This is a genomic window from Bacillus haimaensis (assembly GCF_048270625.1).
GTDB lineage: Bacteria > Bacillota > Bacilli > Bacillales > Bacillaceae_I > Sutcliffiella_A > Sutcliffiella_A haimaensis.
In genome coordinates this window covers 1,914,704-1,938,513 of the sequence record NZ_CP158164.1, presented here as the reverse complement: position 1 = coordinate 1,938,513, position 23,810 = coordinate 1,914,704, and the positions used below count along the sequence as shown (strand labels likewise).

The window sequence follows — 23,810 nt, the reverse complement described above, 5'->3', positions numbered from 1 at the left end:
ATCGAATATTAAGTTATGAAGGTGAATCTATTGCAAAAAAGAGCATTGATTATTGGGGCAAGCGGGGATATTGGTAAAGCGATTGCTGAAAATCTTTTGGAAGAAGGGTATTTTACCTATCTTCATTATAATCGGGATCGGTGCGCGGTGGACGAAATGGGAAGTAAATTTGGGAATGATCGATTTATTGCCATACAAGCCGATTTGGCAAGTATGGATGGAGCGGGTCTCTTAAAGAATGAAATAGCCGACAAGCTGGATTGCATCATTTATAATGCTGGATCAGCCTTTTACGGACTTATGACAGATATTGATGAAGCGACAAAAATCAATATGATACAACTTAACATAACATCGTTATATTCGACTATCCAGTTGTTCCTTCCTGATATGATCAGCAAAAAGGCAGGTAACATAGTTGTCATCTCTTCCATCTGGGGTGAAATTGGAGCGTCATGCGAAGTGCTGTATTCCATGACCAAAGGCGCTCAAAATTCCTTTGTCATGGCATTGGCCAAAGAAGTTGGTTTGAGCGGAATCCGAGTAAATGCCATTGCACCTGGTGCAGTAAATACAAAGATGCTACACCATTTTTCTAAAGAGGAAAAAGATGCAATAGCAGAAGAAATTCCGATTGGCAGACTGGCCGATCCTTCTGAAATCGCCGACACTGTTTCTTTCCTGGTTTCTGATAAAGCATCCTACATAACTGGGCAAATTTTAGGCGTTAATGGAGGATGGAATTAAGAATATGCATATTTTTTCTCCTGCAAGACATACTAACTCTTGAACATATGTGGAAGGAGGAGTTAATTATGTCAGTGTTGGATAATTGGGATCAATGGAAAGGGTTTTTAGGTGATCGCCTGAATCATGCAGAGCACGAAGGAATGGATCACGGTGCCATTTCACAGCTTGCATACGAAATCGGAGACTACCTTGCCCAAGAAGTAGAAGCAAAAAATCCACAGGAACGCGTATTGGCAGACCTTTGGAAAGTGGCAAGCCCGGAAGAGCAGCATGCTATTGCTAACATGATGGTTAAGCTTGTTCAAAATGACGGTTCACACTAAGAGAGGCTAAATCCTCTCTTTTTTTTTGCACTTTTCTTATACTTTATTTTTCAAATTTTTATTCATTATTCAGGAATTGCTTTCTAATTTACTTATTATTAGCTATTATAGAAGTTACAATGGTGAACGAAACGTTTTGATGGACGGGAGTGGTTTGATGGAGAAAAAAGAGTGGTATTTAGAATATCAAATACATATTAACAGGCCGGGCCTTCTTGGAGATATAGCGTCTTTACTCGGAATGCTCTCCATAAATATCGTAACAATCAATGGAGTGGATGACTCTAGACGAGGAATGCTATTGTTAAGTGATACAAATGAGCAAATAGTCCGTCTTGAATCTATCCTGAATACAATGGATAATATAACAGTAACAAAGCTTCGAGAGCCAAAACTTCGTGATCGTCTGGCTGTTAGACATGGAAGATACATACAACGAGATGCAGACGACAAAAAAACTTTCCGTTTTGTAAGGGAAGACTTGGGCTTACTAGTTGACTTTTTAGCAGAGCTGTTCAAGCAGGAAGGCCATAAACTGATTGGAATCAGGGGGATGCCAAGGGTAGGGAAAACCGAATCCATCGTTGCCTCAAGTGTTTGTGCGAATAAACGATGGCTATTTGTTTCCAGCACCCTGCTGAAACAAACGATTCGCAGTCAATTGATTGAAGATGAATATAGTGAGGATAACCTCTTTATTATTGATGGAATTGTTTCTACGAAAAGAGCAAATGAAAAGCATTGGCAGCTGATACGGGAAATTATGAGATTATCTGCTGTGAAAGTGGTTGAACATCCTGATGTTTTCGTGCAAAATACAGAATATAAACTTGATGATTTTGATTATATTATTGAATTGAGAAATTCGGAGGACGAAGAAATAACTTACGAAGTTGTGCAATCCAATAATATGTTCGAAGATAATCCTTTTGGAGGCTTTGATTTTTAATAATGTTGGAAGGTGTTAGGTAGTGACAGAACTCGGAAACAGACTGAAGCAGGAACGTGAAGCAAAAAAGATGTCCCTAGAGGATCTACAAACGACAACAAAGATTCAAAAGAGGTACTTGATAGGTGTGGAAGAAGGTAACTATTCCATTATGCCTGGACAATTCTATGCCCGTGCATTCATCAAACAGTATGCAGAGGCGGTTGGCCTCGATCCGGAAGAAATATTTGAAGAATACAAAAATGATATACCTGTAAATGAGAAAGAGGATTTACCACAGCTTTCCCGTGTGAAAACGCGAAAACAAGTGCCTGCAAAAAGCACCAAGTCCTGGAAGTTCCTGCCTATTCTTTTTACAATTTTAGCAATTGTAGCAATATGCGCCATTGTTTATACGGTCGTCATCAGCCTGTCAGGTGGAGAAGGAAATGATGCAGATCAAGCTGCACAAGATACGCAGCCTGCAGAAATAGATGCTCCGAATCAAGATGCCCAGCCTGAAGAAGAGGAAACGGCTCCTGTTGAGGAAGAGAAGGAGCCTGCGGAAGAAGAGAAACCGGCTGAAGAGGAAACTCCAGCCGCTGGAACCTTGAAGGAGATAGAAAAAAGCGGCTCAAATGCTACCTTGGAATTGAGTGGTACGGATCAATTTCTTGTGGAACTAACATCTCCGGGTGAAACATGGATTGAAATTGATAATGAAAAAGGTAAAAATTTTCTTTATGGTCTGGTGAAAAAAGAAGACGAGGCCAAAAAAATTGATTTGTCAAATGAAACAGAAGTTAGTTTTAAAGTAGGTAGGACTTTTGAGACAGATATAAAGATTAATGGAGAGCCATTCGTGTTTCCATTTCCGACAGATCAGAAAACTACACAGACATTCACTATTAAATTTGTAAAGAATGGAGAACAATAAAGTCATCGGCATGATGGCTTTTTTTGTACACATTAATCTCATATGATTAGACAAACAACCCATATTTATGTATATTGGAAAAGCAATATTGAATGTTGGAGGAATGAATGTGAACTTACCTAATAAAATTACCGTTTCAAGAATTGTGTTAATTCCAGTATTCATGGTATTAATGCTTGCGCCTTTAGATTTAGGAGAACTGGCAATCGGACAAGAAACCATTCCCTATGCACATCTATTCGGAGCCCTCATATTTATCATTGCCTCCGTTACTGATTGGGTGGATGGTTATTATGCAAGGAAGCTTAACCTTGTGACCAATCTAGGGAAATTCCTGGATCCTTTAGCAGATAAGCTACTAGTTTCCGCAGCTTTAATAGCGCTGGTGGAACTTCAGATGGCTCCGGCCTGGATCGTCATCCTGATCATCAGCAGGGAGTTTGCAGTAACAGGTCTCCGCCTTGTGTTGGCAGGTGAAGGGGAAGTTGTCGCAGCAAACATGCTGGGGAAGGTCAAAACATGGGCACAGATTATTGCAGTTTCCGCATTATTATTACATAATATACCTTTTGAATTGATTTCCGTACCTTTTGATACGATCGCACTTTGGGTTGCGCTTATTTTTACCCTTGTATCGGGGTGGGACTATTTCTATAAAAATAAAGATGCTATTCTTCGGTCAAAATAAAAGCTTCAATTAGAAAAAAGGGAGAGAAATATATGTTTAGGAGTGCAGAAATAATTGCTGTAGGTTCTGAGCTGCTTCTGGGGCAGATATGCAACACGAACGCACAATTTCTTTCCAAGCAGTTGGCGGAACTTGGAATCAATGTTTATTTTCATACTGTAGTCGGGGACAATCCTGATAGACTGACCACAGCTATACATACCGCAAAAAAGCGGGCCGACCTTCTCATTTTCACTGGAGGACTCGGACCAACCAAGGACGACCTGACCAAGGAAACGATATCGAAGGTTCTACAAAAGAACCTTGTAATGGACAATGAGGCATTAACGAATATTGAAGCCTACTATCAAAAAACAAAAAGAACGATGAGTGAGAACAATAAAAAACAGGCTATCGTTCTAGAGGGTTCTACAGTGTTACCGAACGATTACGGAATGGCACCAGGCATGGCTCTTACCGGCCAGAATCACAGTTATATGCTCCTGCCTGGTCCTCCAAAAGAGCTGCAGCCTATGTTCCTGAACTACGGAAGGGAATTTATCCTCTCCAAGCTTGGTGTGAAGGAACAGATAGTTTCAAAGGTTCTGCGCTTTTTTGGAATTGGGGAATCACAGCTTGAAACAGATATCGACGATTTGATTGAGCAACAGACAAATCCTACTATTGCGCCTTTGGCAGGCGACCACGAAGTAACCTTGCGATTGACGGCGAAGCACCATTCGGAAGAAGAAGCGAATAGGTTGATCAGCGTTACGGAAAAACTTATTCAAGCCAGAGTGGGCGAGCACTTTTATGGTTACGACGAAGATACCATTTTTTCTGTCCTTTTCGGGAAAATACAGCATTCCCACTATACACTCAGCAGTGCTGAGAGTTTGACGGGAGGACTGTTCTCTGAAAAGATGACAGCCTTTACTGGGGCCTCCGAGGTGATAGAGGGAGGTATCGTTTGCTATACCAACGATATCAAACATAAAGTATTAGGTGTGTCTGAACAAACACTGGAACAGTATGGTGCTGTAAGTGAAGAATGTGCTGCAGAAATGGCTGAACAGGTGAAAAAACTATTTAAGACAGATATTGGTGTCAGTTTCACCGGAGTTGCAGGACCAGGTATGATGGAAGGGAAGCCGGTAGGTACCGTATTTATTGGTTTGGCCCTTCCTGATGGCAGAACTATGGTTCATTCTATCAGGCTGGCTGGTGGAAGGGACTCCATCAGGCAAAGAACAGTGAAATATGGTTGTCATTTCCTGTTAAAGGAGTTATTCAAGAGCAGCTGATACCCTCAGCTGCTTTTGTTTTAGGAAGTAAATGAAAACCGAAAAAAGTTTTTTGAGTCGGCTTGTCCGCATAAAAGGGCCAATTAGCTATAAGGAAATGTCTTTTTTGTTCTATTTTCAATAATAAAAAAACCGAATGGATGTTCGTTTTTTAGTTGCCAAACACACTGAAAAGAGGTATAGTTAGATTAGTTAATAGATATAGATTATCAAGTTTCATAGATATAAAGGAGGAAATTGTGTGAGTGATCGTAAAGCGGCCTTAGATATGGCATTAAAACAAATAGAAAAGCAGTTCGGTAAAGGTTCCATCATGAAATTAGGGGAACAGGCCGAGCGTAAAATCTCCACAATGCCAAGTGGTTCCCTGGCATTGGATGTAGCATTGGGTGCCGGCGGATATCCGCGAGGAAGAGTAGTGGAAATCTATGGCCCGGAATCTTCAGGTAAAACAACGGTTGCACTTCATGCAATCGCTGAGGTACAGCAGCAGGGTGGACAAGCAGCATTTATCGATGCCGAGCATGCACTTGATCCTGTATATGCACAAAAATTGGGTGTGAATATAGACGAATTGCTTCTATCCCAGCCGGATACTGGGGAACAGGCCCTTGAAATTGCAGAGGCACTTGTAAGAAGTGGTGCTGTTGATATCATTGTAGTCGATTCTGTTGCAGCGCTAGTTCCAAAAGCGGAAATTGAAGGGGAAATGGGAGACTCCCATGTAGGTCTTCAGGCCCGTCTTATGTCCCAAGCACTTCGTAAGCTTTCCGGTGCAATCAATAAATCCAAAACCATTGCGATCTTCATCAACCAGATCCGTGAAAAAGTCGGTGTCATGTTCGGTAACCCTGAGACTACACCAGGCGGGCGTGCGCTTAAATTCTATTCTTCCGTACGTCTAGAGGTTCGTCGTGCTGAACAGTTGAAGCAAGGTCATGAAATTGTCGGGAATAAAACGAAAATTAAAGTAGTGAAAAATAAAATTGCCCCTCCATTCAAAGTAGCGGAAGTGGATATCATGTATGGAGAGGGAATCTCCAGAGAGGGAGAAGTCATTGACATGGGCTCTGACCTGGATATCGTACAAAAAAGCGGATCATGGTATTCCTATAATGAGGAAAGATTAGGCCAAGGCCGTGAGAATGCCAAGCAGTTCCTGAAGGAAAACAAGGAAGTGCGTCAAGAAATCTATCAACTAATCCGTGATCACCATGGTCTTGATAAAGAGTTGTCGGCTCCTCCGGAGGAAAATGACCAAGAGGAACTTCTTGATTTTTAATTTCCGATTAGTTAAGTGCTTGTATCGATTTTTCTGGCACAGTACCTGTCTGCACAGTGGTACTGTGCCGCTGGAGAGTCGGTACGGCCCTTTTTTTGTAGGCCGAAAACCATGCAGTTATACCTACTTTGAGTGTTTGAAATAGGATTAGTTTACCAAAAAGGTAAAATGCTTGATAGGACAGGCTTGACAATAAATTTTCACAGATTTACAATTAGTATGTATAATTTACATTTTGTTAGAATTTTAGAGCTATAAAAAAGCTAAAAAAGCCTTTGAGCTGTATGTTGACACACATTGTAACAATGTACATGCCGACAATGAAATCTAGCAAGAAAAAAGTTCATAGCAAGAGGAGGTGTAATAATGGAAACTGTAACAATCATCTCCGCTTTGCTTGCCTTATTCGTCGGTGTAGTTGTTGGCTTTTATGTTCGTAAATCTATTGCTGAGCAAAAGATTTTAGGCGCTAAGAGTGCAGCTGAACAGATTGTGGAAGAATCGAAACGTGAAGCTGAATCACTTAAGAAAGAAGCACTATTAGAAGCTAAGGACGAAATTCACAAACTTCGCACAGAAGCTGAACGTGAAATTCGTGACCGTAGAAACGAACTGCAAAAACAAGAAAATCGTTTAATGCAAAAAGAAGAGAATCTAGATCGAAAAGATGAATCGCTTGATAAACGTGAAGTAGCTTTGGAAAGGCGTGAAGATTCTTTAAACGATAGACAACAGCATATTGAAGAATTAGAAAGCAAAGTGGATCAATTAGTGCGTAAACAGCAGGAAGAGCTAGAACGCATTTCGGCTTTGACACGAGATGAGGCTAAAAACATCATCATTGACCGTGTTGAAAACGAACTATCCCATGATATTGCTCTGATGGTGAAGGAAAGCGAAAACAGAGCAAAAGAAGATGCGGATAAGAAGGCAAGAGAAATTCTTTCTTTAGCTGTCCAACGTTGCGCAGCGGATCATGTTGCAGAAACGACAGTATCCGTTGTTAACTTACCTAATGATGAGATGAAAGGTCGAATCATTGGTCGTGAAGGACGTAATATCCGTACTCTTGAAACATTGACTGGAATCGACTTGATCATCGATGACACACCAGAAGCTGTAATATTATCTGGTTTTGATCCGATCCGTCGTGAAACAGCACGTATTGCCCTTGATAAGCTAGTACAGGATGGGCGTATCCACCCTGCGCGTATTGAAGAAATGGTTGAAAAATCAAGACGTGAAGTGGATGAATACATCCGTGAAATGGGTGAGCAGACTACATTTGAAGTCGGCGTCCATGGATTACACCCTGATTTGATTAAAATCCTGGGTCGATTGAAATTCCGTACAAGTTATGGACAGAACGTTCTGAAACATTCGATGGAAGTGGCCTTCTTATCCGGTCTAATGGCAGCTGAGCTTGGCGAGGATGAAACATTGGCTCGTCGTGCAGGATTGCTGCATGATATCGGGAAAGCGGTTGACCATGAAGTCGAAGGTAGTCACGTGGAAATCGGCGTAGAATTAGCTACGAAGTATAAGGAGCATCCTGTTGTTATCAACAGTATCGCTTCCCACCACGGAGATACGGAACCGACTTCCATCATTGCGGTACTTGTGGCAGCAGCCGATGCCTTATCAGCTGCAAGACCGGGAGCACGCAGTGAAACACTCGAAAACTATATCCGTCGTTTAGAGAAACTGGAAGAGATTTCAGAATCCTACGAAGGTGTTGAGAAATCCTTTGCTATCCAAGCAGGTCGTGAAGTGCGTATCATGGTTAAACCTGATACGATCGATGATCTGGAAGCGCATCGTCTTGCAAGAGACATCAGAAAACGCATTGAAGAAGAACTGGATTATCCAGGACATATCAAGGTAACGGTGATTCGTGAAACAAGAGCCGTAGAATACGCAAAGTAAAGTGGTGCTCGCACCACTTTTTTTGTTTGTCTTTAAAGTGGTTTGCCTATCAACGAAAGGTATGGGAAACTATTACTAACAAGAAATATAGAAGGGAATCGATTAATCTTGAGAATTTTATTTGTCGGAGACGTTGTGGGTTCTCCCGGTAGAGATATGGTCAAAGAATATTTGCCAAAATTAAAAAGTAAGTTCCAACCTGCGGTCACCATTGTCAATGGAGAGAATGCAGCAGGAGGAAAAGGAATCACAGAAAAAATTTATCAAGGATTTTTATCTGCTGGAGCAAATCTGGTGACGCTCGGGAATCATACGTGGGATAACCGTGAAATTTTTGAGTTTATAGATAGTGCAAAATTTATGATACGCCCTGCCAATTTTCCAAGTGAGACACCTGGGAAGGGCATTGCATATATCCCTTTTCACGGGAAGGAGCTTGCCGTAATCAATTTACAGGGAAGAACTTTTTTGCCTCCTATTGACTGTCCTTTCAAAAAAGCTGATGAGCTAGTAGAGGAGGCGAGAAAGCGGACGCCATTTATATTTGTCGATTTTCACGCAGAAGCGACCAGTGAAAAGCAGGCGATTGCCTGGTATTTGGATGGGCGCGTAACAGGAGTCGTCGGAACGCATACCCATGTTCAAACAAACGACTATCGGGTATTGCCTGAAGGAACTGCTTATATTACCGATGTAGGGATGACAGGACCCTATGACGGTATATTAGGGGTTGAGCGGGATGCCGTATTGAAACGGTTTATGACGTCTCTTCCAGTTCGTTTTGAGGTGACGGAAGGAAGAACGCAGCTTAATGCTGTCATCCTCGATGTAGATATGAAAACAGGTAAGGCGAAGTCCATCAAACCACTGATCATTAATGAGGATCATCCGTTTTTTGATTGATTATCTGTTTTTTTGAATATTAAGATATCTTTAGTGATACAAGTTGGAATACATCTGGCTTCTCCCGAATATAGTAGGAATGAAATTATTAACAATTCATTCATCTATGGACCTTTCACCATATACTGTAAATGTTAAGGAGGAGCTAGAAATGGAAATATTAAAGGTTTCAGCCAAATCTAACCCAAATTCGGTAGCAGGGGCTTTAGCAGGAGTGTTAAGGGAACGAGGGAATGCAGAAATACAGGCAATCGGGGCTGGGGCACTGAACCAAGCTGTAAAAGCTGTAGCGATTGCCAGAGGCTTTGTCGCTCCTAGTGGAGTGGACTTGATATGTATTCCTGCTTTTACCGATATATTAATTGACGGTGAGGAACGAACTGCAATAAAATTGATTGTAGAACCTAGATAGATAAAAATCAGAAGAATAGTATAAAAAAAGCCTGTTTGCAATTAGATGCAGACGGGCTTGTTTTTTATAAGTGGGTCAAAAATAACTGTAAAAAGGTGGAAGAATCTAATGCGGATTTTTGATGCTCATTGTGATACCATATTCAGAATGTGGGAAGAACCTCATCTATCCTTCAAAGATAGTACAGACCTTCATGTTACATGGGATGGTCTAAAGAAAGCGGATGCAAGCGTACAATGCTTTGCTATTTACATACCGGAAATGGTAAGAGCGGAATCCAAGTTCGATGTAGCATTGGAAATGATCGATATTTTTTATAGAGATATCCTGCAGCGATTTCCAAAAATGAAGCTTGTTACCTCAAAGAGGGATATGCTGCATTTGAAGGAAGATGAGGTAGGTGCCGTTTTGACATTGGAAGGCTGTGATGCGATTGGCAACAGTTTGGAACGATTAAGGACCCTATTCCGACTAGGAGTTTCTTCTGTCGGTCTGACATGGAATTATGCCAACACAGTTGCGGATGGAATTCTTGAGGAGAGGGGGGCAGGACTGTCATCGTTCGGTAAGCAGGTTGTACTGGAGAACAACGACCACTTTATCTGGACGGATGTTTCCCATTTATCCGAAAAGGGATTCTGGGAAGTGCTGGATATAGGTCGATATGTGATCGCATCGCATTCCAATTGTAAAAAGATCTGTCCAAATCCAAGGAATTTGTCAGATGCACAAATAAAAGCGCTGATTGAAAAAGATGCTGTCATAGGCGTAACTTTTGTTCCACAATTCCTCTCCAATAATCCTGAATGTAACATTTCTGATGTGATACGTCATTTAGATCATATTTGTTCTCTTGGCGGTATCAATCATATAGGGTTAGGGTCGGATTTTGACGGAATCACAAAAACAGTCAGTGGATTATCCAGATACGAAGATTACTCAAGTCTGGTGAATACGTTATTAAAATACTATTCTAATACTGAGGTGGAAGGCTTTCTTTATGGGAATTTCTTTAAAAGATTCCCTAAATGATTAGTAAAAAGCACCGATGAATGCGTTTTCATATTTTACTAATAAAATTTTCAAATTTTTTGAAAGAAATTGAATCAAACGCTTGTATTTTTAAAAAAATAGGTCTACAATGAAAGCGTTTAGTACATATTTTACCTGATTTTATAGTAGTTTCTATTCCATATTTCCTTATTAAATAAGTAATCTAATCGGAATAGTGTTACAATTGAATTCGTATGATAAATTCTGACAATGAAGGTAATTAAAGGGGTGTAAGGCACATGATCAATCAACTTTCATGGAAAGTTGGAGGGCAACAAGGAGAAGGTATCGAAAGTACTGGTGAAATTTTCTCCATCGCATTAAATCGTTTAGGATATTACTTATATGGCTATCGCCATTTCTCTTCTCGTATTAAAGGTGGACATACTAACAATAAAATCCGCGTTAGTACAACCCAGGTCCGTTCCATTTCTGATGATCTTGATATATTAGTAGCATTTGACCAGGAAACAATCGATGTAAATTACCATGAATTACGCCAAGGCGGAGTGGTTATCGCCGATGCGAAATTCAAGCCAAGTATTCCTGAAGATGGAAAAGCAACATTGTATGCTGTACCATTCACAGAAATCGCTACAGAACTTGGTACTTCTTTAATGAAGAACATGGTTGCCGTTGGGGCATCCAGTGCCATTCTTGATTTGGATGCAGAATCATTCCGTGAAGTGGTACAGGAGATTTTCGGAAGAAAAGGCGAATCCATTGTGGAAAAGAACATGGAAGCGATCCGTGCGGGTGTTGCATTTGTGAAGGAACAAGCAGAAAATGTCCAGACGATGCAGTTGGAAAAAGCCGATGGCAAAAAGCGCCTGTTTATGATCGGAAATGACGCAATCGCAATGGGTGCTGTTGCTGCAGGTTCACGTTTTATGCCTGCTTATCCTATCACTCCGGCATCTGAGATCATGGAATACTTGATTAAAAAGCTCCCTAAATTCGGTGGAACAGTTATCCAGACAGAAGACGAAATTGCAGCATGTACAATGGCAATCGGTGCTAACTACGCTGGGGTACGTACGCTGACAGCTTCTGCAGGTCCTGGTCTGTCCTTGATGATGGAAGCGATTGGTCTTTCAGGTATGACAGAAACTCCGCTTGTTGTCGTCGACACGCAGCGTGGTGGACCAAGTACAGGTCTTCCAACTAAAATCGAGCAATCTGATCTTATGGCGATGATCTATGGCACACATGGTGAAATCCCTAAGGTTGTTATGGCTCCAAGTACTGTTCAGGAAGCATTCTACGATACAGTGGAAGCATTCAATATTGCGGAAGAATATCAAGTGCCGGTTATTCTATTGACAGACCTGCAATTATCATTGGGCAAGCAGTCGGTTGAGCCTCTTGCATTTGATAAGGTAGAAATCCGCCGCGGTAAACTAGATATTAATGCAGAAATTCCGGATACAGATGACAAGAGCTACTTTAAGCGCTATGAGGTAACAGAAGACGGGGTATCCCCACGTGTGATTCCTGGTATGAAGAACGGAATTCACCATGTAACCGGTGTTGAGCACGAAGAAACAGGTAAACCTTCTGAGGTTGCGGCTAACCGTCAAGCTCAAATGGACAAGCGTCTTCGTAAATTGAACAACTTGAAGTTCAACAACCCTGTTCATGTTAATGCGAAGCATGAAGATCCGGATGTATTGCTTGTAGGATTCAACTCTACAAGAGGGACAATCGAAGAAGCAATGGAACGTCTAGAATTAGAAGGCATCAAAGCAAACCATGCGCAAATCCGACTGATTCACCCATTCCCGACAGAGGAAGTTATGCCATTGGTTAAAGCGGCGAAAAAAGTAATTGTTGTGGAATACAACGCTACAGGTCAGTTGGCCAGCATCCTGAAAATGAATGTCGGTCATGCTGAAAAAATCCGTAGCCTCTTGAAGTACGATGGAGATCCATTCCTACCGAAAGAAATCCACACAAAATGCAAGGAGCTGTTATAAGATGGCAACGTTTAAAGACTTTCGTAATAATGTAAAACCTAACTGGTGCCCAGGCTGTGGAGATTTTTCTGTGCAGGCTGCCATCCAACGTGCAGCTGCTAACGTTGGACTTGAGCCAGAAAACCTTGCTGTAGTATCAGGTATCGGCTGTTCCGGCCGTATTTCCGGCTACATCAATTCATATGGTTTCCACGGGATCCATGGTCGTTCCCTTCCGATTGCACAAGGTGTGAAAATGGCCAATAAAGATTTGACGGTTATCGCATCAGGTGGAGATGGAGATGGATTTGCCATCGGACTAGGTCATACCATCCATGCAATTCGCCGTAATATAGATGTTACTTACATTGTAATGGACAACCAAATTTACGGATTAACTAAAGGTCAAACTTCCCCTCGTAGTGAAGTAGGTTTCAAAACGAAATCCACTCCACAAGGGTCAATAGAGTCCTCTTTATCTGTAATGGAAATGGCATTGACTGCCGGTGCAACATTTGTTGCCCAAAGTTTCTCTACAGACCTGAAGGATTTAACTTCTTTGATCGAACAGGGTATCAATCATAAAGGATTCTCCCTGATCAATGTATTCAGTCCATGTGTTACCTATAACAAGGTCAACACGTATGATTGGTTCAAAGAGAATCTGACTAAACTGAGCGATATCGAAGGCTACGATGCGCACAATAAAGTATCTGCTATGCAAACACTTATGGAGCACAATGGTCTTGTTACAGGTCTTATCTACCAGAACAAAGAACAGAAATCCTATCAGGAATTAGTGCACAACTACAGTGAAGAGCCACTGGCAAAAGCCGATCTTCAACTGGATGAAGCACAGTTCAATGAGCTAGTGAAAGAGTTCATGTAATACAATCAAAAGTGCCCGGACAATCGTCCGGGTTCTTTTTTGTTTATTGTAAAGCAAAATAGGATGAATGTTTCTTCGTTGTTATTGTACTGAAGTATTTGAAGCAAAATTTATATTCTGCTCGCCCCCTGTTTGTTGGAGCGCAAGGGGTGAGACTCCTCGAAAATGCAAGCATTTTCTTCGTGCGATGTTTCGCTGCCGAAGACTTCCTTGTCCTGCGGAAGCAGCGTGTTGAGGGAGACCCCGCAGGCGCAAAAGCGCCGAGGAGGCTCCCGGACCGCCCGCGGAAAGCGCAGCCTAGTGCGGAAATCAACAGCGGTGTTTAACACAGTCTTTAAATTAAATGAAAGCGCTTAACTGCGCGCAGAAAAATTTTTTCGTGATTTTCCCCAACGTAATCACTTGTACACATCCAGTGGACACTACTGTTTACTCAAAACTTCATAGATGATACACTGTTAGTAGAAATCAAGAATTATAGACTTATTTATTGAGGGAGTGTTCTCTGTGAATGGAAAAATGAAAGCAATCGTGAAGCATCATCGTGGATATGGTGCCGAACTTCAGATGGTTGATATACCACAAATCAAAGAAGATGAAGTACTGATAAAAGTGAAAGCGACATCTATCTGCGGGACAGATGTTCATATATATACATGGGATGAATGGTCCGAGAGCCGAGTGAATCCTCCATATGTGTTTGGTCATGAATTTGCCGGCGAAATCGTAGAGGTTGGAAGCAAAGTAACTAATGTAGCATTGGGAGACCAGGTTTCAGCGGAAACACATATTGTATGTTATGAGTGTCCACAATGTTTAACTGGGGACTACCATATTTGTAAGAACACGAAAATCATCGGGGTGGATACACATGGCTGTTTTGCTGAGTATGTAGCACTTCCGGCGGTTAATGTATGGAAAAATCCGAAAGATATGCCTTACGATGTTGCTTCTGTGCAGGAGCCAATGGGGAATGCTGTTCACACTGTTCTTGCCGGTGATGTTGCAGGGAAAACGGTAGCGGTAATCGGATGTGGCCCTATCGGAATCATGGCAGTTGGCGTAGCAAAAGCTGCAGGTGCTTCTCAGGTCATCGCAATAGACCTGAATGAATATCGTTTGGACCTAGCAACCAAAATGGGAGCGACAACTGTCATCAATGCAAAAGAGAATAATCCGGTAGATCTTGTAATGGAGCTGACCGATGGTAATGGTGTGGATGTCATTTGTGAAATGTCCGGTCATCCGATAGCTATGAACCAAGGATTCAAAATGGTGACAAACGGCGGCCGAGTTTCCATTCTTAGCTTACCAGTCCGTCCTGTGGAGCTTGATATTACCAATGATATCGTATTTAAAGGTGTGACGGTCCAAGGGATTACGGGCCGGAAAATGTATACAACATGGCAGCAGGTTTCAAGACTTCTTAAATCTGGCCAAGTAGATGTAAAACCGATGATTACACATCATTTCCCACTCGAGGACTTTGAAAAAGGGTTTGATTTAATGATTTCAGGTCAATGTGGTAAAGTAGTGTTACAACCTTAATTTTAATATAAAAGTGAACATCTATTTTCAGGAGGGGTTATAATGAAAGGGTTTGAATACCTGCAGGAAGAATTAGATCAAATGAAGGAACAGGGCACATTTAGAAAACTGGTTCCTCTAGAATCCGATCAAGGATCCAAAGTGGTAATAAACGGTAAGGAAGTTATTCAATTATCTTCCAATAACTACTTAGGACTTACCTCTCATCCTCGCCTTAGAAAAGCTGCGCTTGAAGCAGTTGAAAAGTACGGTGCAGGAACAGGTTCCGTACGTACTATCGCGGGAACTTTCACCATGCATGAAGAGCTTGAGGAAAAGCTCGCAAAGTTCAAGCACACAGAGGCAGCGCTCGTATTCCAATCAGGTTTTACAACAAACCAGGGAGTTTTGTCCGCCATTCTGTCACCTGAGGATGTTGTTATCTCAGATGCACTTAACCATGCATCCATCATTGATGGTATCCGTCTGACAAAGTCAGCCCGTAAAGTATACAAGCATGTTGATATGGAAGACTTGGAGCGTGCACTGAAGGAATCAGCGGACTTCCGTAAACGCCTCATCGTAACAGATGGTGTATTCTCCATGGATGGCAACATTGCTCCACTGGATAAAATTGTCGAGCTTGCAGAAAAGTATGATGCACTTGTCATGGTTGATGATGCACATGCCTCAGGAGTACTTGGTGAAAATGGCCGCGGCACAGTGAACCATTTCGGGTTGGACGGAAGAGTTCATATCCAAGTCGGGACATTGAGTAAAGCTGTTGGTGTACTTGGAGGATATGTAGCGAGTACGCGTTCTTTGATTGACTATCTAATCCATAAAGGCAGACCATTCCTATTCAGTACATCCCATCCACCTGCAGTTACGGCTGCATGTGATGAGGCGATCCAGGTTCTTTTGGAGGAGCCGGAACTGATTGAAAAACTATGGGACAATGCGAAGTTTTTCAAAGATGGATTAGCAAAGCTTGGCTTCGATACTGGAAACAGCCAAACTCCAGTTACACCGGTTATTGTTGGAGATGAAGCATTATCTCACAAATTCTCCGATAAACTATTGGAGTACGGCGTTTTCGCTCAAGGTATCGCATTCCCGACTGTTGCAAAAGGGTTGGCGCGTGTCCGTACCATCGTTACAGCACAGCACACAAAAGAAGAACTACAAGAGGCTTTGGATATTTTTGAAAAGGCCGGCAAAGAGCTAGGGATTATTTCATAAAAAACAACAAGAGAAGAGACACCACTAAAAGCGTGTCTCTTCTTTATCTATGAATATGAACATTTTCCTACAGCTTAGGTATTTATATTGTTTAGAACTGGATAAAATTATATACTATGTTAATGTGTAGAGTTTTAGAGACTCTATGGGAAGGAGTCATCTTAATGAATGAAAAGCAAAGAGTAGAATCACAGCAAGTGGTCGCTGGATATCCATCGGACAAAAAATCCGCTAAAGATTTCAGCAAGTACTTTGAAACCGTGTATGTTCCACCATCCTTGAAGGATGCAAAAAAGCGCGGAAAAGAAGAAGTGAACTATCATAATGACTTTCATATTTCAGAAGAATTTCAAGGATTGGGTAACGGTAAGAAATTCTATATTCGCACATATGGCTGTCAGATGAACGAGCATGACACAGAAGTAATGGCTGGTATTTTTCTAGGTTTGGGCTATGCACCAACAGATACAGTAAATGATGCAGATGTCATCCTATTGAATACCTGTGCAATCAGGGAAAATGCCGAAAATAAGGTGTTCGGTGAATTGGGGCATTTGAAAACCTTGAAAAAACACCGTCCCAACCTATTGATTGGTGTTTGCGGCTGTATGTCCCAAGAGGAATCAGTAGTTAATAAGATTTTGAAAACCTACAATCAGGTGGATATGATTTTCGGTACACATAACATCCACCGTCTTCCTAACATACTCAAAGAGGCTTACATGTCTAAGGAAATGGTTGTCGAAGTTTGGTCCAAAGAGGGCGATGTGATCGAGAATCTTCCTAAGGTCCGTAAAGGTGAGATCAAAGCCTGGGTAAATATCATGTACGGCTGTGATAAATTCTGTACGTATTGCATTGTGCCTTACACACGCGGGAAAGAACGCAGCCGACGTCCTCTGGATATCATCCAGGAAGTTCGTCATCTTGCAGCACAAGGCTATCAGGAAATCACCCTTCTTGGACAAAATGTTAATGCATATGGAAAAGACTTTGAGGATATGACTTATGGACTTGGAGATCTGATGGACGAAATAAGAAAGATAGATATCCCGAGAATCCGATTTACAACCAGTCATCCAAGGGATTTCGACGATAGATTGATTGAGGTTCTGGCAAAAGGCGGAAACCTCCTTGACCATATTCATCTTCCTGTACAATCGGGCAGTTCCGAGGTGTTGAAGATGATGGCACGAAAGTATGATAGAGAGCGCTACCTGGAGCTTGTTGGCAAGATTAAAGCGGCAATGCCCAACGCTTCTCTGACTACTGATATTATCGTAGGATTTCCAAATGAAACGGAAGAGCAGTTTGAAGAAACGCTTTCCCTTTATCGTGAAGTCGAATTTGACACAGCATATACTTTCATCTATTCCCCTCGTGAAGGAACTCCTGCTGCCAAGATGGTGGACAACGTTCCATTGGAAGTGAAAAAAGAACGTCTTCAGCGCTTGAATGCCCTTGTAAACGAGATCTCAGCGAAAAAGCTGAAAGAGTATGAAGGACAAGTGGTGGAAGTGCTGGTAGAAGGGGAAAGCAAGAAGAACCCTGATGTATTGGCAGGCTATACAGAAAAAAGCAAATTGGTTAACTTCAGAGGACCAAAATCCGTTATCGGAAAGTTGATAAAAGTGAAGGTAACAAAAGCAAAAACCTGGACACTTGATGGTGAACTGGTAGAAGAAGCACTGGAGGTATAAGGATTATGACTAAGTATACAAAAACGGACATCATTGAAAGAGCAAAAGAATTGGCACAAATGATCGCGGAGACGGAAGAAGTGGATTACTTCAAACGTGCAGAAGCACAGATCAATGAAAACCAAAAAATCAAAGAGATGGTTGCAAGTGTAAAGAGCCTGCAAAAACAAGCGGTGAATTTCCAACACTACGGCAAGCAGGAAGCACTGAAGAAAACAGAAGAAAAGCTGGATAATCTGTTGAAAGAATTGGATGAGATTCCGATTGTCCAAGAATTCAAAAACTCCCAGCAAAGTGTTAACGATCTATTGCAATTAGTTTCATCTGCCATTTCCAATAAGGTGACAGACGAAATCGTCGTTTCAACAGGCGGCGATGTTCTACGTGGGGAAACTGGCTCCTATGTAAAGAACAGCCACGGCGGTTCTTGCAGTTAATTGAAAAGCAGCCAAACCAGTATAGAGAAGCAGCAAGGATAAGAGTCATATCCTTGCTGCTTCTTTTTTTAGAATTGAAAATGCGTCATAGGCTTAAAGCGAATTCGTAATATACATTTTATGGAGCGCAACCCTCCTCTTGAAAAATTCATAAAAAATAGGCACATATCTCGGAAAGCTTGCATACAATGAACTATACGTTAATGTGTTAGAAATTATAGGTTACGTTTTTTAATGCCATTAAAGCACAATAGTCATTTAACCCGCATAGGATGAAATGAAGATTGTCATGAGGAGGGTGTATGCTCGAATGTCTGAATACAGAGAAATTATCACAAGAGCAGTTACCGGTAAAGGTAGAAAATTTACGCAGTCTAAACATACGATTAGTCCCTCGCATCGTCCTACTAGTATTTTAGGATGCTGGGTCATTAACCATAAGTATGATGCGAAGAAAGTGGACGACACAGTTGAAGTGGCAGGTCATTATGATATCAACTGTTGGTTTTCCCATAGTGACAATACGAAAACGCAGGTTGTCACGGAAACTGTCTCCTATACGGATGTGGTGAAGCTCCGCTATAAGGATGACAACAGTATTGGCGATGAGCACGAAGTTGTAGCACGCGTACTGCAGCAGCCCAATTGCCTGGAGGCGAGCATTTCTGAGAATGGTGGAAAAGTGGAAGTGCAGGTGGAAAGAGAGTTCCTTGCTGAAATAATCGGTGAAACAAAAGTGGTTGTGGAGGTACATCCTGAAACTTCTACTGATGATTCGGACTGGGATGTAGAAGATGAGGATTTCGAAGATCTGAATCCTGACTTTATTGTAGACGGATACGAAGAGTAAGAAGATTACTAGGGAGGCCACTTCCTAGTTTTCTTTTGTTTTGGCATTATCTTAAAGCGGCCGAGCTAACATCATTCAACATTATCCAACATAACCAATTCCTCATAGCTATAAGCCCCATGTGAAATATGATATAATAAAACAGCAAAAACAATGGAGAATGGTTGGGGATAACATGGCTTCTTATACGCCTATGATACAGCAATATTTAAGAGTGAAGGCAGACTACCAAGATGCCTTTTTATTTTTTCGCCTTGGAGATTTTTATGAAATGTTTTTTGAGGATGCGGTTAAGGCATCCCAGGAGCTAGAGATTACATTAACGAGCCGTGATGGAGGATCCAAGGACCGGATTCCGATGTGCGGGGTTCCATATCATGCGGCTCCTAACTATATAGAACAATTAATAAACAAAGGATATAAAGTGGCGATTTGCGAGCAAGTCGAAGATCCGAAGCTTACAAAAGGTGTGGTGAAACGTGAAGTGGTCCAGCTTATCACACCTGGTACGGTTATGGAAGGTAAAGGTTTAACGGATAAGCAAAATAACTTCCTTACGACCCTATCTGACTTTGGTGACGAAACTTACGGATTGGCATTTGCAGATTTATCGACCGGGGAAATACATACGACCATTATGTCCGGGCCCGAACAGCAGCTGCTGAATGAGGTTTATTCAATTGGTGCGAAGGAAGTTGTGGTAGAAGAGGGGTTTCCGCCACATATTGTCCAGATGCTTAAAGAGAGAATGGTAGTCACATTCTCCTATGAAAAATCAACAGTGATTACCCCGGAATTTTCCCATATTGCGGACAAGCTGGAGCAGGAAAAACTGCTAATTACTGTTGGACGACTTTTAAACTATCTGAAAAGAACTCAAAAACGGAGTCTTGACCATTTGCAGCCAGCGCAATTCTATGAGCTGGATCAAACAATGAAAATAGATCTGTTCTCAAAAAGGAACCTTGAGCTCACTGAAACCATCCGATCCAAAGGTAAAAAAGGCTCCTTGCTCTGGCTGTTGGATCAAACTGTAACAGCTATGGGCGGCCGGCTATTAAAGCAATGGGTGGACAGACCATTAATAAAAAAACAAGAAATAGAAACCCGTCATGAACTAGTTGAGACGTTAATGAAGGAGTATTTTACGAGGCAGGAAATAAGGGAGCTCCTTAAAGAGGTCTATGACCTGGAAAGGCTGGCGGGACGTGTTGCTTTTGGGAATGTGAATGCCCGCGACCTCGTGCAGCTCCGAAAATCCCTGTCGCAAATTCCTGCATTAAAAGAGCAGATTCAAATGCTTCCGATTGACACGGTCAGTGTGTTGGAACATATGGATGAATGCACTGATTTAAGAGGACTTTTGCAAGACAGTCTCGTAGAACAGCCGGCCCTTTCCGTTAAAGAGGGCAATATGATGAAGGAAGGCTTTCATGAAGAACTGGACAAGTACCGGGATGCACGTAAGAACGGCAAGACCTGGATTGCGGAGCTTGAGAAAAGAGAGCGCGAGCTTACGGGCATCCGTTCACTGAAAATAGGATACAATCGGATATTCGGTTACTATATTGAGATAACAAAAGCAAATCTCGCAACATTGCCTGAAGGTAGATATGAAAGAAAACAGACACTAGCAAACGCGGAACGATACATTACCGAGGAACTTAAGGAAAAGGAAACACTTATTCTTGAAGCGGAAGAAAAGATAGTGGCATTGGAATACGAGCTGTTTCTTAAATTGAGAGAAGAAGTGAAGGCCTATATTCCAAGACTTCAAAAGCTGGCAAAAGCGGTCAGTGAAGTGGATGTCCTGCAGTGCTTTGCGACAATCAGCGAAGAGCGGCATTACACGAGGCCGACTTTCAATGACGAACGGAGAGTCCATATCAAGGATGGTCGTCACCCAGTCGTGGAGAAGGTTATGGACTCCAATGAATATGTGCCGAACGATTGCTGGATGGATAAGGAAAAAGAGATGTTGCTCATAACAGGACCGAACATGTCAGGGAAGAGCACGTATATGCGACAGGTTGCCCTGACTTCGATTCTTGCCCAAATCGGGTGTTTTGTTCCAGCCAGTGAGGCATCCCTTCCGATTTTTGACCAGATCTTCACAAGGATCGGTGCAGCAGATGATTTGATTTCGGGTCAGAGCACCTTTATGGTAGAGATGCTGGAAGCGAGAAATGCGATTGTCTATGCAACGCAAAACAGCTTGATCTTATTTGATGAGATAGGGCGAGGAACCTCCACTTATGATGGAATGGCGCTTGCACAGGCATTGATTGAATATATCCATGATAAGATCGGTGCTAAAACGTTATTCTCCACCCATTATCATGAATTGACCACACTGGATCAGAATCTGGATAAACTGAAGAATATCCATGTCAGTGTGGTGGAGCAAAACGGAAAAGTTGTATTTCTGCATAAGATGAAGGAAGGTCCTGCAGATAAGAGCTATGGTATACATGTAGCGGAACTTGCTGAGCTGCCAAAAGAGCTGATAGCGCGTGCCCAAGTCATATTGGAACAGCTTGAAGCGGAACCTGGTTCAACGGCTATTCCAGAAACGGAAAACCTCAAAGCAAAGGAAAGTGCAGATCCACTTACACAGCTTTCTTTCTTTGAAGTGAACGAAGAGCGGCATGGTCCAGAGAAAATGAGTAAAGCGGAAACGCAAGCAATTGAAAAATTAAAGAAGATGGATCTACTTGATACGACACCTCTTGATGCGTTAAATAAACTTTATGAAATTCAAAAGCTTTTAAAAACGAAAAAATAGGAGAGGAGGGAGCTAGATGGGGAAGATAATCCAGCTCGATGAAAGCCTAGCCAATAAGATAGCTGCAGGGGAAGTGGTCGAACGCCCTGCATCCGTTGTAAAAGAGCTTGTGGAGAATGCCATAGATGCAAATTCCACCATTATCGAAATTGAACTGGAAGAAGCCGGATTGACGAGGATTCGTGTTCTTGATAATGGAGATGGGATGGATCAAGAGGATTGCATAACAGCGTTCCAGCGGCATGCGACAAGTAAAATCAAGAATGAAAATGATTTGTTTCGCATCAGAACGCTAGGTTTTCGCGGCGAAGCACTCCCGAGTATTGCTTCCGTATCCCTATTTGATATTACAACAAGTACAGGGGATGGCCCTGGCACGTGCCTGAAGTTTAAAGGTGGACATCTTGAGGCAAAGGAGATGGCCAGCAGCCGCAAAGGGACGGACATTGTCGTACAGCATCTTTTCTTCAATACGCCTGCGAGACTGAAGTACATGAAGACCATCCATACTGAGCTTGGTAATATTTCAGATTTGGTGAACCGGTTGGCGCTTGCTCATCCATCCATTTCTTTCAGGCTGAGTCATAATGGGAAGCGAATGCTTTCCACAACAGGAAGCGGAGATAGTCTGCAGGTGCTTGCGGCGATCTATGGATTGAGTATCGCCAAGAAAATGATCCCTGTATCCTTTTCCTCACTCGATTTTGAAGTGAGAGGTTATATAGGTTTGCCGGAAATCACCCGGGCATCGAAAAACTATATCTCCACCATCATCAATGGAAGAAACGTGAAAAACTATACCATCATCAGAGCCATACAGGAGGGGTATCATACCCTTTTGCCGATTGGACGTTTTCCTATCTGCTATCTACAAGTAGATATGGACCCATTGCTGGTCGATGTCAATGTGCATCCTGCAAAATTGGAAGTGCGCCTAAGCAAGGAAGAAGAACTGTATCGCCTTATTGCAGACGGAATAAAAGCATCTTTTCAGGATAGACAGCTCATTCCTTCCAATGCACCACGAAAAACAGGAAGCCTTCATAAGGAAGAAAAACCTTTGCAGCAAGCATTTACCCTGGAGCATAAACTGGAGCGAATGGAAAGCACGCCTCAAGAGGAAAGAACATTATTCACCGAACCTAAAACACCATATTTACAAAAAGAAGATGATGATCAATCATTATTAAAGGAAAGTGTAGGTTCAGCTTGGAATGTTCCAAAGGTGCAACCAGTAGATGAATGGCATACGGAAGAGAATCTTGTTGAGGAAAAAGTGTATGAAAAGCCTGTTCAAGATTCAATTCCAGAGGAAACTTCCTCCAGGATTCCTCCACTTTATCCGATTGGTCAAATGCATGGAACCTATATTCTGGCACAAAATGAAAATGGACTTTATCTGATTGACCAGCATGCTGCCCAGGAAAGAATCAATTATGAGTATTATTATAAGAAGCTTGGCGAGGAGGAGCGGAATCTCCAGGAACTACTTGTCCCACTTACGATTGAATGCTCCCTCGATGAATACTTATTTTTAGAGGAGTATGTGGAGGAGTTTCGCGAGGTGGGAGTGTTCCTGGAGCCTTTCGGTCACCAAACATTCATCGTCAAAGCGCATCCTGTCTGGTTTCCTAAAGGGGAAGAGCGGGAAATCATCGACGAAATGATGGAGCATGTGATGGATAAAAAGAAAATAAAACTGTCAGACCTGCGGGAAGAGGCAGCCATCATGATGAGCTGCAAAGCGGCAATCAAAGCAAATCATCATCTAAGACCAGAAGAGATTTCAGCACTGCTGGATACATTGCGAAACGCGGAAAATCCATTTACATGTCCTCATGGACGACCTATATTGATCCACTTTTCCACCTATGATATGGAAAAAATGTTCAAAAGGGTGATGTAGAGGGAGAATTTGCCCATTTTCATTAAATTTGGAT

The 23,810-nt window shown here is 42.1% G+C and carries 20 protein-coding genes; all 20 read left to right on the top strand.

What is annotated here, in order from left to right; translation table 11 throughout:
• Nucleotides 1-30: 30 nt before the first annotated feature.
• The 20 genes from ymfI (at nucleotide 31) to mutL (ending at nucleotide 23,776) form a co-directional block, all read left to right on the top strand.
• Nucleotides 31-747 (top strand): elongation factor P 5-aminopentanone reductase, encoded by a 717-nt coding sequence (gene ymfI / locus ABN702_RS09870; protein WP_417900507.1) that lies wholly within the window; start codon nucleotides 31-33, stop codon nucleotides 745-747.
• 68 nt (nucleotides 748-815) lie between these two features.
• Nucleotides 816-1,073 (top strand): DUF3243 domain-containing protein, encoded by a 258-nt coding sequence (locus ABN702_RS09865; protein ID WP_386637400.1) that lies wholly within the window; start codon nucleotides 816-818, stop codon nucleotides 1,071-1,073.
• Nucleotides 1,074-1,230: 157 nt separating this feature from the next.
• Nucleotides 1,231-2,022 (top strand): DUF3388 domain-containing protein, encoded by a 792-nt coding sequence (locus ABN702_RS09860; protein WP_386637398.1) that lies wholly within the window; start codon nucleotides 1,231-1,233, stop codon nucleotides 2,020-2,022.
• A gap of 22 nt (nucleotides 2,023-2,044) precedes the next feature.
• Nucleotides 2,045-2,938: a helix-turn-helix domain-containing protein gene (locus ABN702_RS09855; protein WP_417900506.1), complete on the top strand. Its 894-nt coding sequence runs from the start codon at nucleotides 2,045-2,047 to the stop codon at nucleotides 2,936-2,938.
• 109 nt (nucleotides 2,939-3,047) lie between these two features.
• Nucleotides 3,048-3,626 (top strand): CDP-diacylglycerol--glycerol-3-phosphate 3-phosphatidyltransferase, encoded by a 579-nt coding sequence (pgsA, locus tag ABN702_RS09850; RefSeq protein WP_417900505.1) that lies wholly within the window; start codon nucleotides 3,048-3,050, stop codon nucleotides 3,624-3,626.
• A 32-nt stretch (nucleotides 3,627-3,658) separates the two neighbouring features.
• On the top strand, nucleotides 3,659-4,909 hold the full coding sequence (locus ABN702_RS09845) for a competence/damage-inducible protein A (RefSeq protein WP_417900504.1): 1,251 nt from the start codon (nucleotides 3,659-3,661) through the stop codon (nucleotides 4,907-4,909).
• Nucleotides 4,910-5,150: 241 nt separating this feature from the next.
• The gene (gene recA, locus ABN702_RS09840; RefSeq protein WP_417900503.1) at nucleotides 5,151-6,191 is read left to right on the top strand and encodes a recombinase RecA; all 1,041 of its coding nucleotides are present in this window, start codon (nucleotides 5,151-5,153) and stop codon (nucleotides 6,189-6,191) included.
• Nucleotides 6,192-6,557: 366 nt separating this feature from the next.
• Nucleotides 6,558-8,117: a ribonuclease Y gene (rny, locus tag ABN702_RS09835; RefSeq protein ID WP_239582705.1), complete on the top strand. Its 1,560-nt coding sequence runs from the start codon at nucleotides 6,558-6,560 to the stop codon at nucleotides 8,115-8,117.
• 108 nt (nucleotides 8,118-8,225) lie between these two features.
• Entirely contained in the window at nucleotides 8,226-9,020 is a 795-nt protein-coding gene (locus ABN702_RS09830) for a TIGR00282 family metallophosphoesterase (protein WP_386637388.1), read from the top strand.
• Between the two features lie 151 nt (nucleotides 9,021-9,171).
• Complete coding sequence (spoVS, locus tag ABN702_RS09825; RefSeq protein ID WP_009330666.1) at nucleotides 9,172-9,432, top strand: stage V sporulation protein SpoVS; 261 nt, start codon at nucleotides 9,172-9,174, stop codon at nucleotides 9,430-9,432.
• Nucleotides 9,433-9,477: 45 nt separating this feature from the next.
• Complete coding sequence (locus ABN702_RS09820) at nucleotides 9,478-10,464, top strand: dipeptidase (protein ID WP_417900502.1); 987 nt, start codon at nucleotides 9,478-9,480, stop codon at nucleotides 10,462-10,464.
• Nucleotides 10,465-10,724: 260 nt separating this feature from the next.
• Nucleotides 10,725-12,461, top strand: coding sequence for a 2-oxoacid:acceptor oxidoreductase subunit alpha (locus ABN702_RS09815; protein ID WP_417900501.1), 1,737 nt, complete (start codon nucleotides 10,725-10,727; stop codon nucleotides 12,459-12,461).
• A gap of 1 nt (nucleotide 12,462) precedes the next feature.
• Entirely contained in the window at nucleotides 12,463-13,329 is an 867-nt protein-coding gene (locus ABN702_RS09810) for a 2-oxoacid:ferredoxin oxidoreductase subunit beta (RefSeq protein WP_417900500.1), read from the top strand.
• 507 nt (nucleotides 13,330-13,836) lie between these two features.
• Nucleotides 13,837-14,877, top strand: coding sequence for an L-threonine 3-dehydrogenase (gene tdh / locus ABN702_RS09805; RefSeq protein WP_417900499.1), 1,041 nt, complete (start codon nucleotides 13,837-13,839; stop codon nucleotides 14,875-14,877).
• Between the two features lie 42 nt (nucleotides 14,878-14,919).
• Nucleotides 14,920-16,098, top strand: coding sequence for a glycine C-acetyltransferase (locus tag ABN702_RS09800; protein WP_417900498.1), 1,179 nt, complete (start codon nucleotides 14,920-14,922; stop codon nucleotides 16,096-16,098).
• Between the two features lie 164 nt (nucleotides 16,099-16,262).
• Complete coding sequence (gene miaB / locus ABN702_RS09795) at nucleotides 16,263-17,798, top strand: tRNA (N6-isopentenyl adenosine(37)-C2)-methylthiotransferase MiaB (protein WP_417900497.1); 1,536 nt, start codon at nucleotides 16,263-16,265, stop codon at nucleotides 17,796-17,798.
• 5 nt (nucleotides 17,799-17,803) lie between these two features.
• On the top strand, nucleotides 17,804-18,235 hold the full coding sequence (locus ABN702_RS09790; protein WP_417900496.1) for a RicAFT regulatory complex protein RicA family protein: 432 nt from the start codon (nucleotides 17,804-17,806) through the stop codon (nucleotides 18,233-18,235).
• 310 nt (nucleotides 18,236-18,545) lie between these two features.
• The gene (locus ABN702_RS09785; RefSeq protein WP_386637371.1) at nucleotides 18,546-19,085 is read left to right on the top strand and encodes an outer spore coat protein CotE; all 540 of its coding nucleotides are present in this window, start codon (nucleotides 18,546-18,548) and stop codon (nucleotides 19,083-19,085) included.
• 175 nt (nucleotides 19,086-19,260) lie between these two features.
• Nucleotides 19,261-21,870: a DNA mismatch repair protein MutS gene (gene mutS, locus ABN702_RS09780; protein ID WP_417900495.1), complete on the top strand. Its 2,610-nt coding sequence runs from the start codon at nucleotides 19,261-19,263 to the stop codon at nucleotides 21,868-21,870.
• A gap of 16 nt (nucleotides 21,871-21,886) precedes the next feature.
• Complete coding sequence (gene mutL, locus ABN702_RS09775; protein ID WP_417900494.1) at nucleotides 21,887-23,776, top strand: DNA mismatch repair endonuclease MutL; 1,890 nt, start codon at nucleotides 21,887-21,889, stop codon at nucleotides 23,774-23,776.
• Nucleotides 23,777-23,810 lie beyond the last annotated feature (34 nt).

What these genes read in the sequence shown, in the direction of transcription:
- ABN702_RS09865 (WP_386637400.1), top strand. Translation starts at nt 816, where the DNA reads ATGTCAGTGTTGGATAATTGGGATCAATGGAAAGGGTTTTTAGGTGAT.
- mutL (WP_417900494.1), top strand. Translation starts at nt 21,887, where the DNA reads ATGGGGAAGATAATCCAGCTCGATGAAAGCCTAGCCAATAAGATAGCT.
- ABN702_RS09785 (WP_386637371.1), top strand. Translation starts at nt 18,546, where the DNA reads ATGTCTGAATACAGAGAAATTATCACAAGAGCAGTTACCGGTAAAGGT.
- ABN702_RS09815 (WP_417900501.1), top strand. Translation starts at nt 10,725, where the DNA reads ATGATCAATCAACTTTCATGGAAAGTTGGAGGGCAACAAGGAGAAGGT.
- ABN702_RS09800 (WP_417900498.1), top strand. Translation starts at nt 14,920, where the DNA reads ATGAAAGGGTTTGAATACCTGCAGGAAGAATTAGATCAAATGAAGGAA.
- miaB (WP_417900497.1), top strand. Translation starts at nt 16,263, where the DNA reads ATGAATGAAAAGCAAAGAGTAGAATCACAGCAAGTGGTCGCTGGATAT.
- mutS (WP_417900495.1), top strand. Translation starts at nt 19,261, where the DNA reads ATGGCTTCTTATACGCCTATGATACAGCAATATTTAAGAGTGAAGGCA.
- ABN702_RS09860 (WP_386637398.1), top strand. Translation starts at nt 1,231, where the DNA reads ATGGAGAAAAAAGAGTGGTATTTAGAATATCAAATACATATTAACAGG.
- ABN702_RS09810 (WP_417900500.1), top strand. Translation starts at nt 12,463, where the DNA reads ATGGCAACGTTTAAAGACTTTCGTAATAATGTAAAACCTAACTGGTGC.
- spoVS (WP_009330666.1), top strand. Translation starts at nt 9,172, where the DNA reads ATGGAAATATTAAAGGTTTCAGCCAAATCTAACCCAAATTCGGTAGCA.
- ABN702_RS09845 (WP_417900504.1), top strand. Translation starts at nt 3,659, where the DNA reads ATGTTTAGGAGTGCAGAAATAATTGCTGTAGGTTCTGAGCTGCTTCTG.
- ABN702_RS09790 (WP_417900496.1), top strand. Translation starts at nt 17,804, where the DNA reads ATGACTAAGTATACAAAAACGGACATCATTGAAAGAGCAAAAGAATTG.
- rny (WP_239582705.1), top strand. Translation starts at nt 6,558, where the DNA reads ATGGAAACTGTAACAATCATCTCCGCTTTGCTTGCCTTATTCGTCGGT.
- ABN702_RS09820 (WP_417900502.1), top strand. Translation starts at nt 9,478, where the DNA reads ATGCAGACGGGCTTGTTTTTTATAAGTGGGTCAAAAATAACTGTAAAA.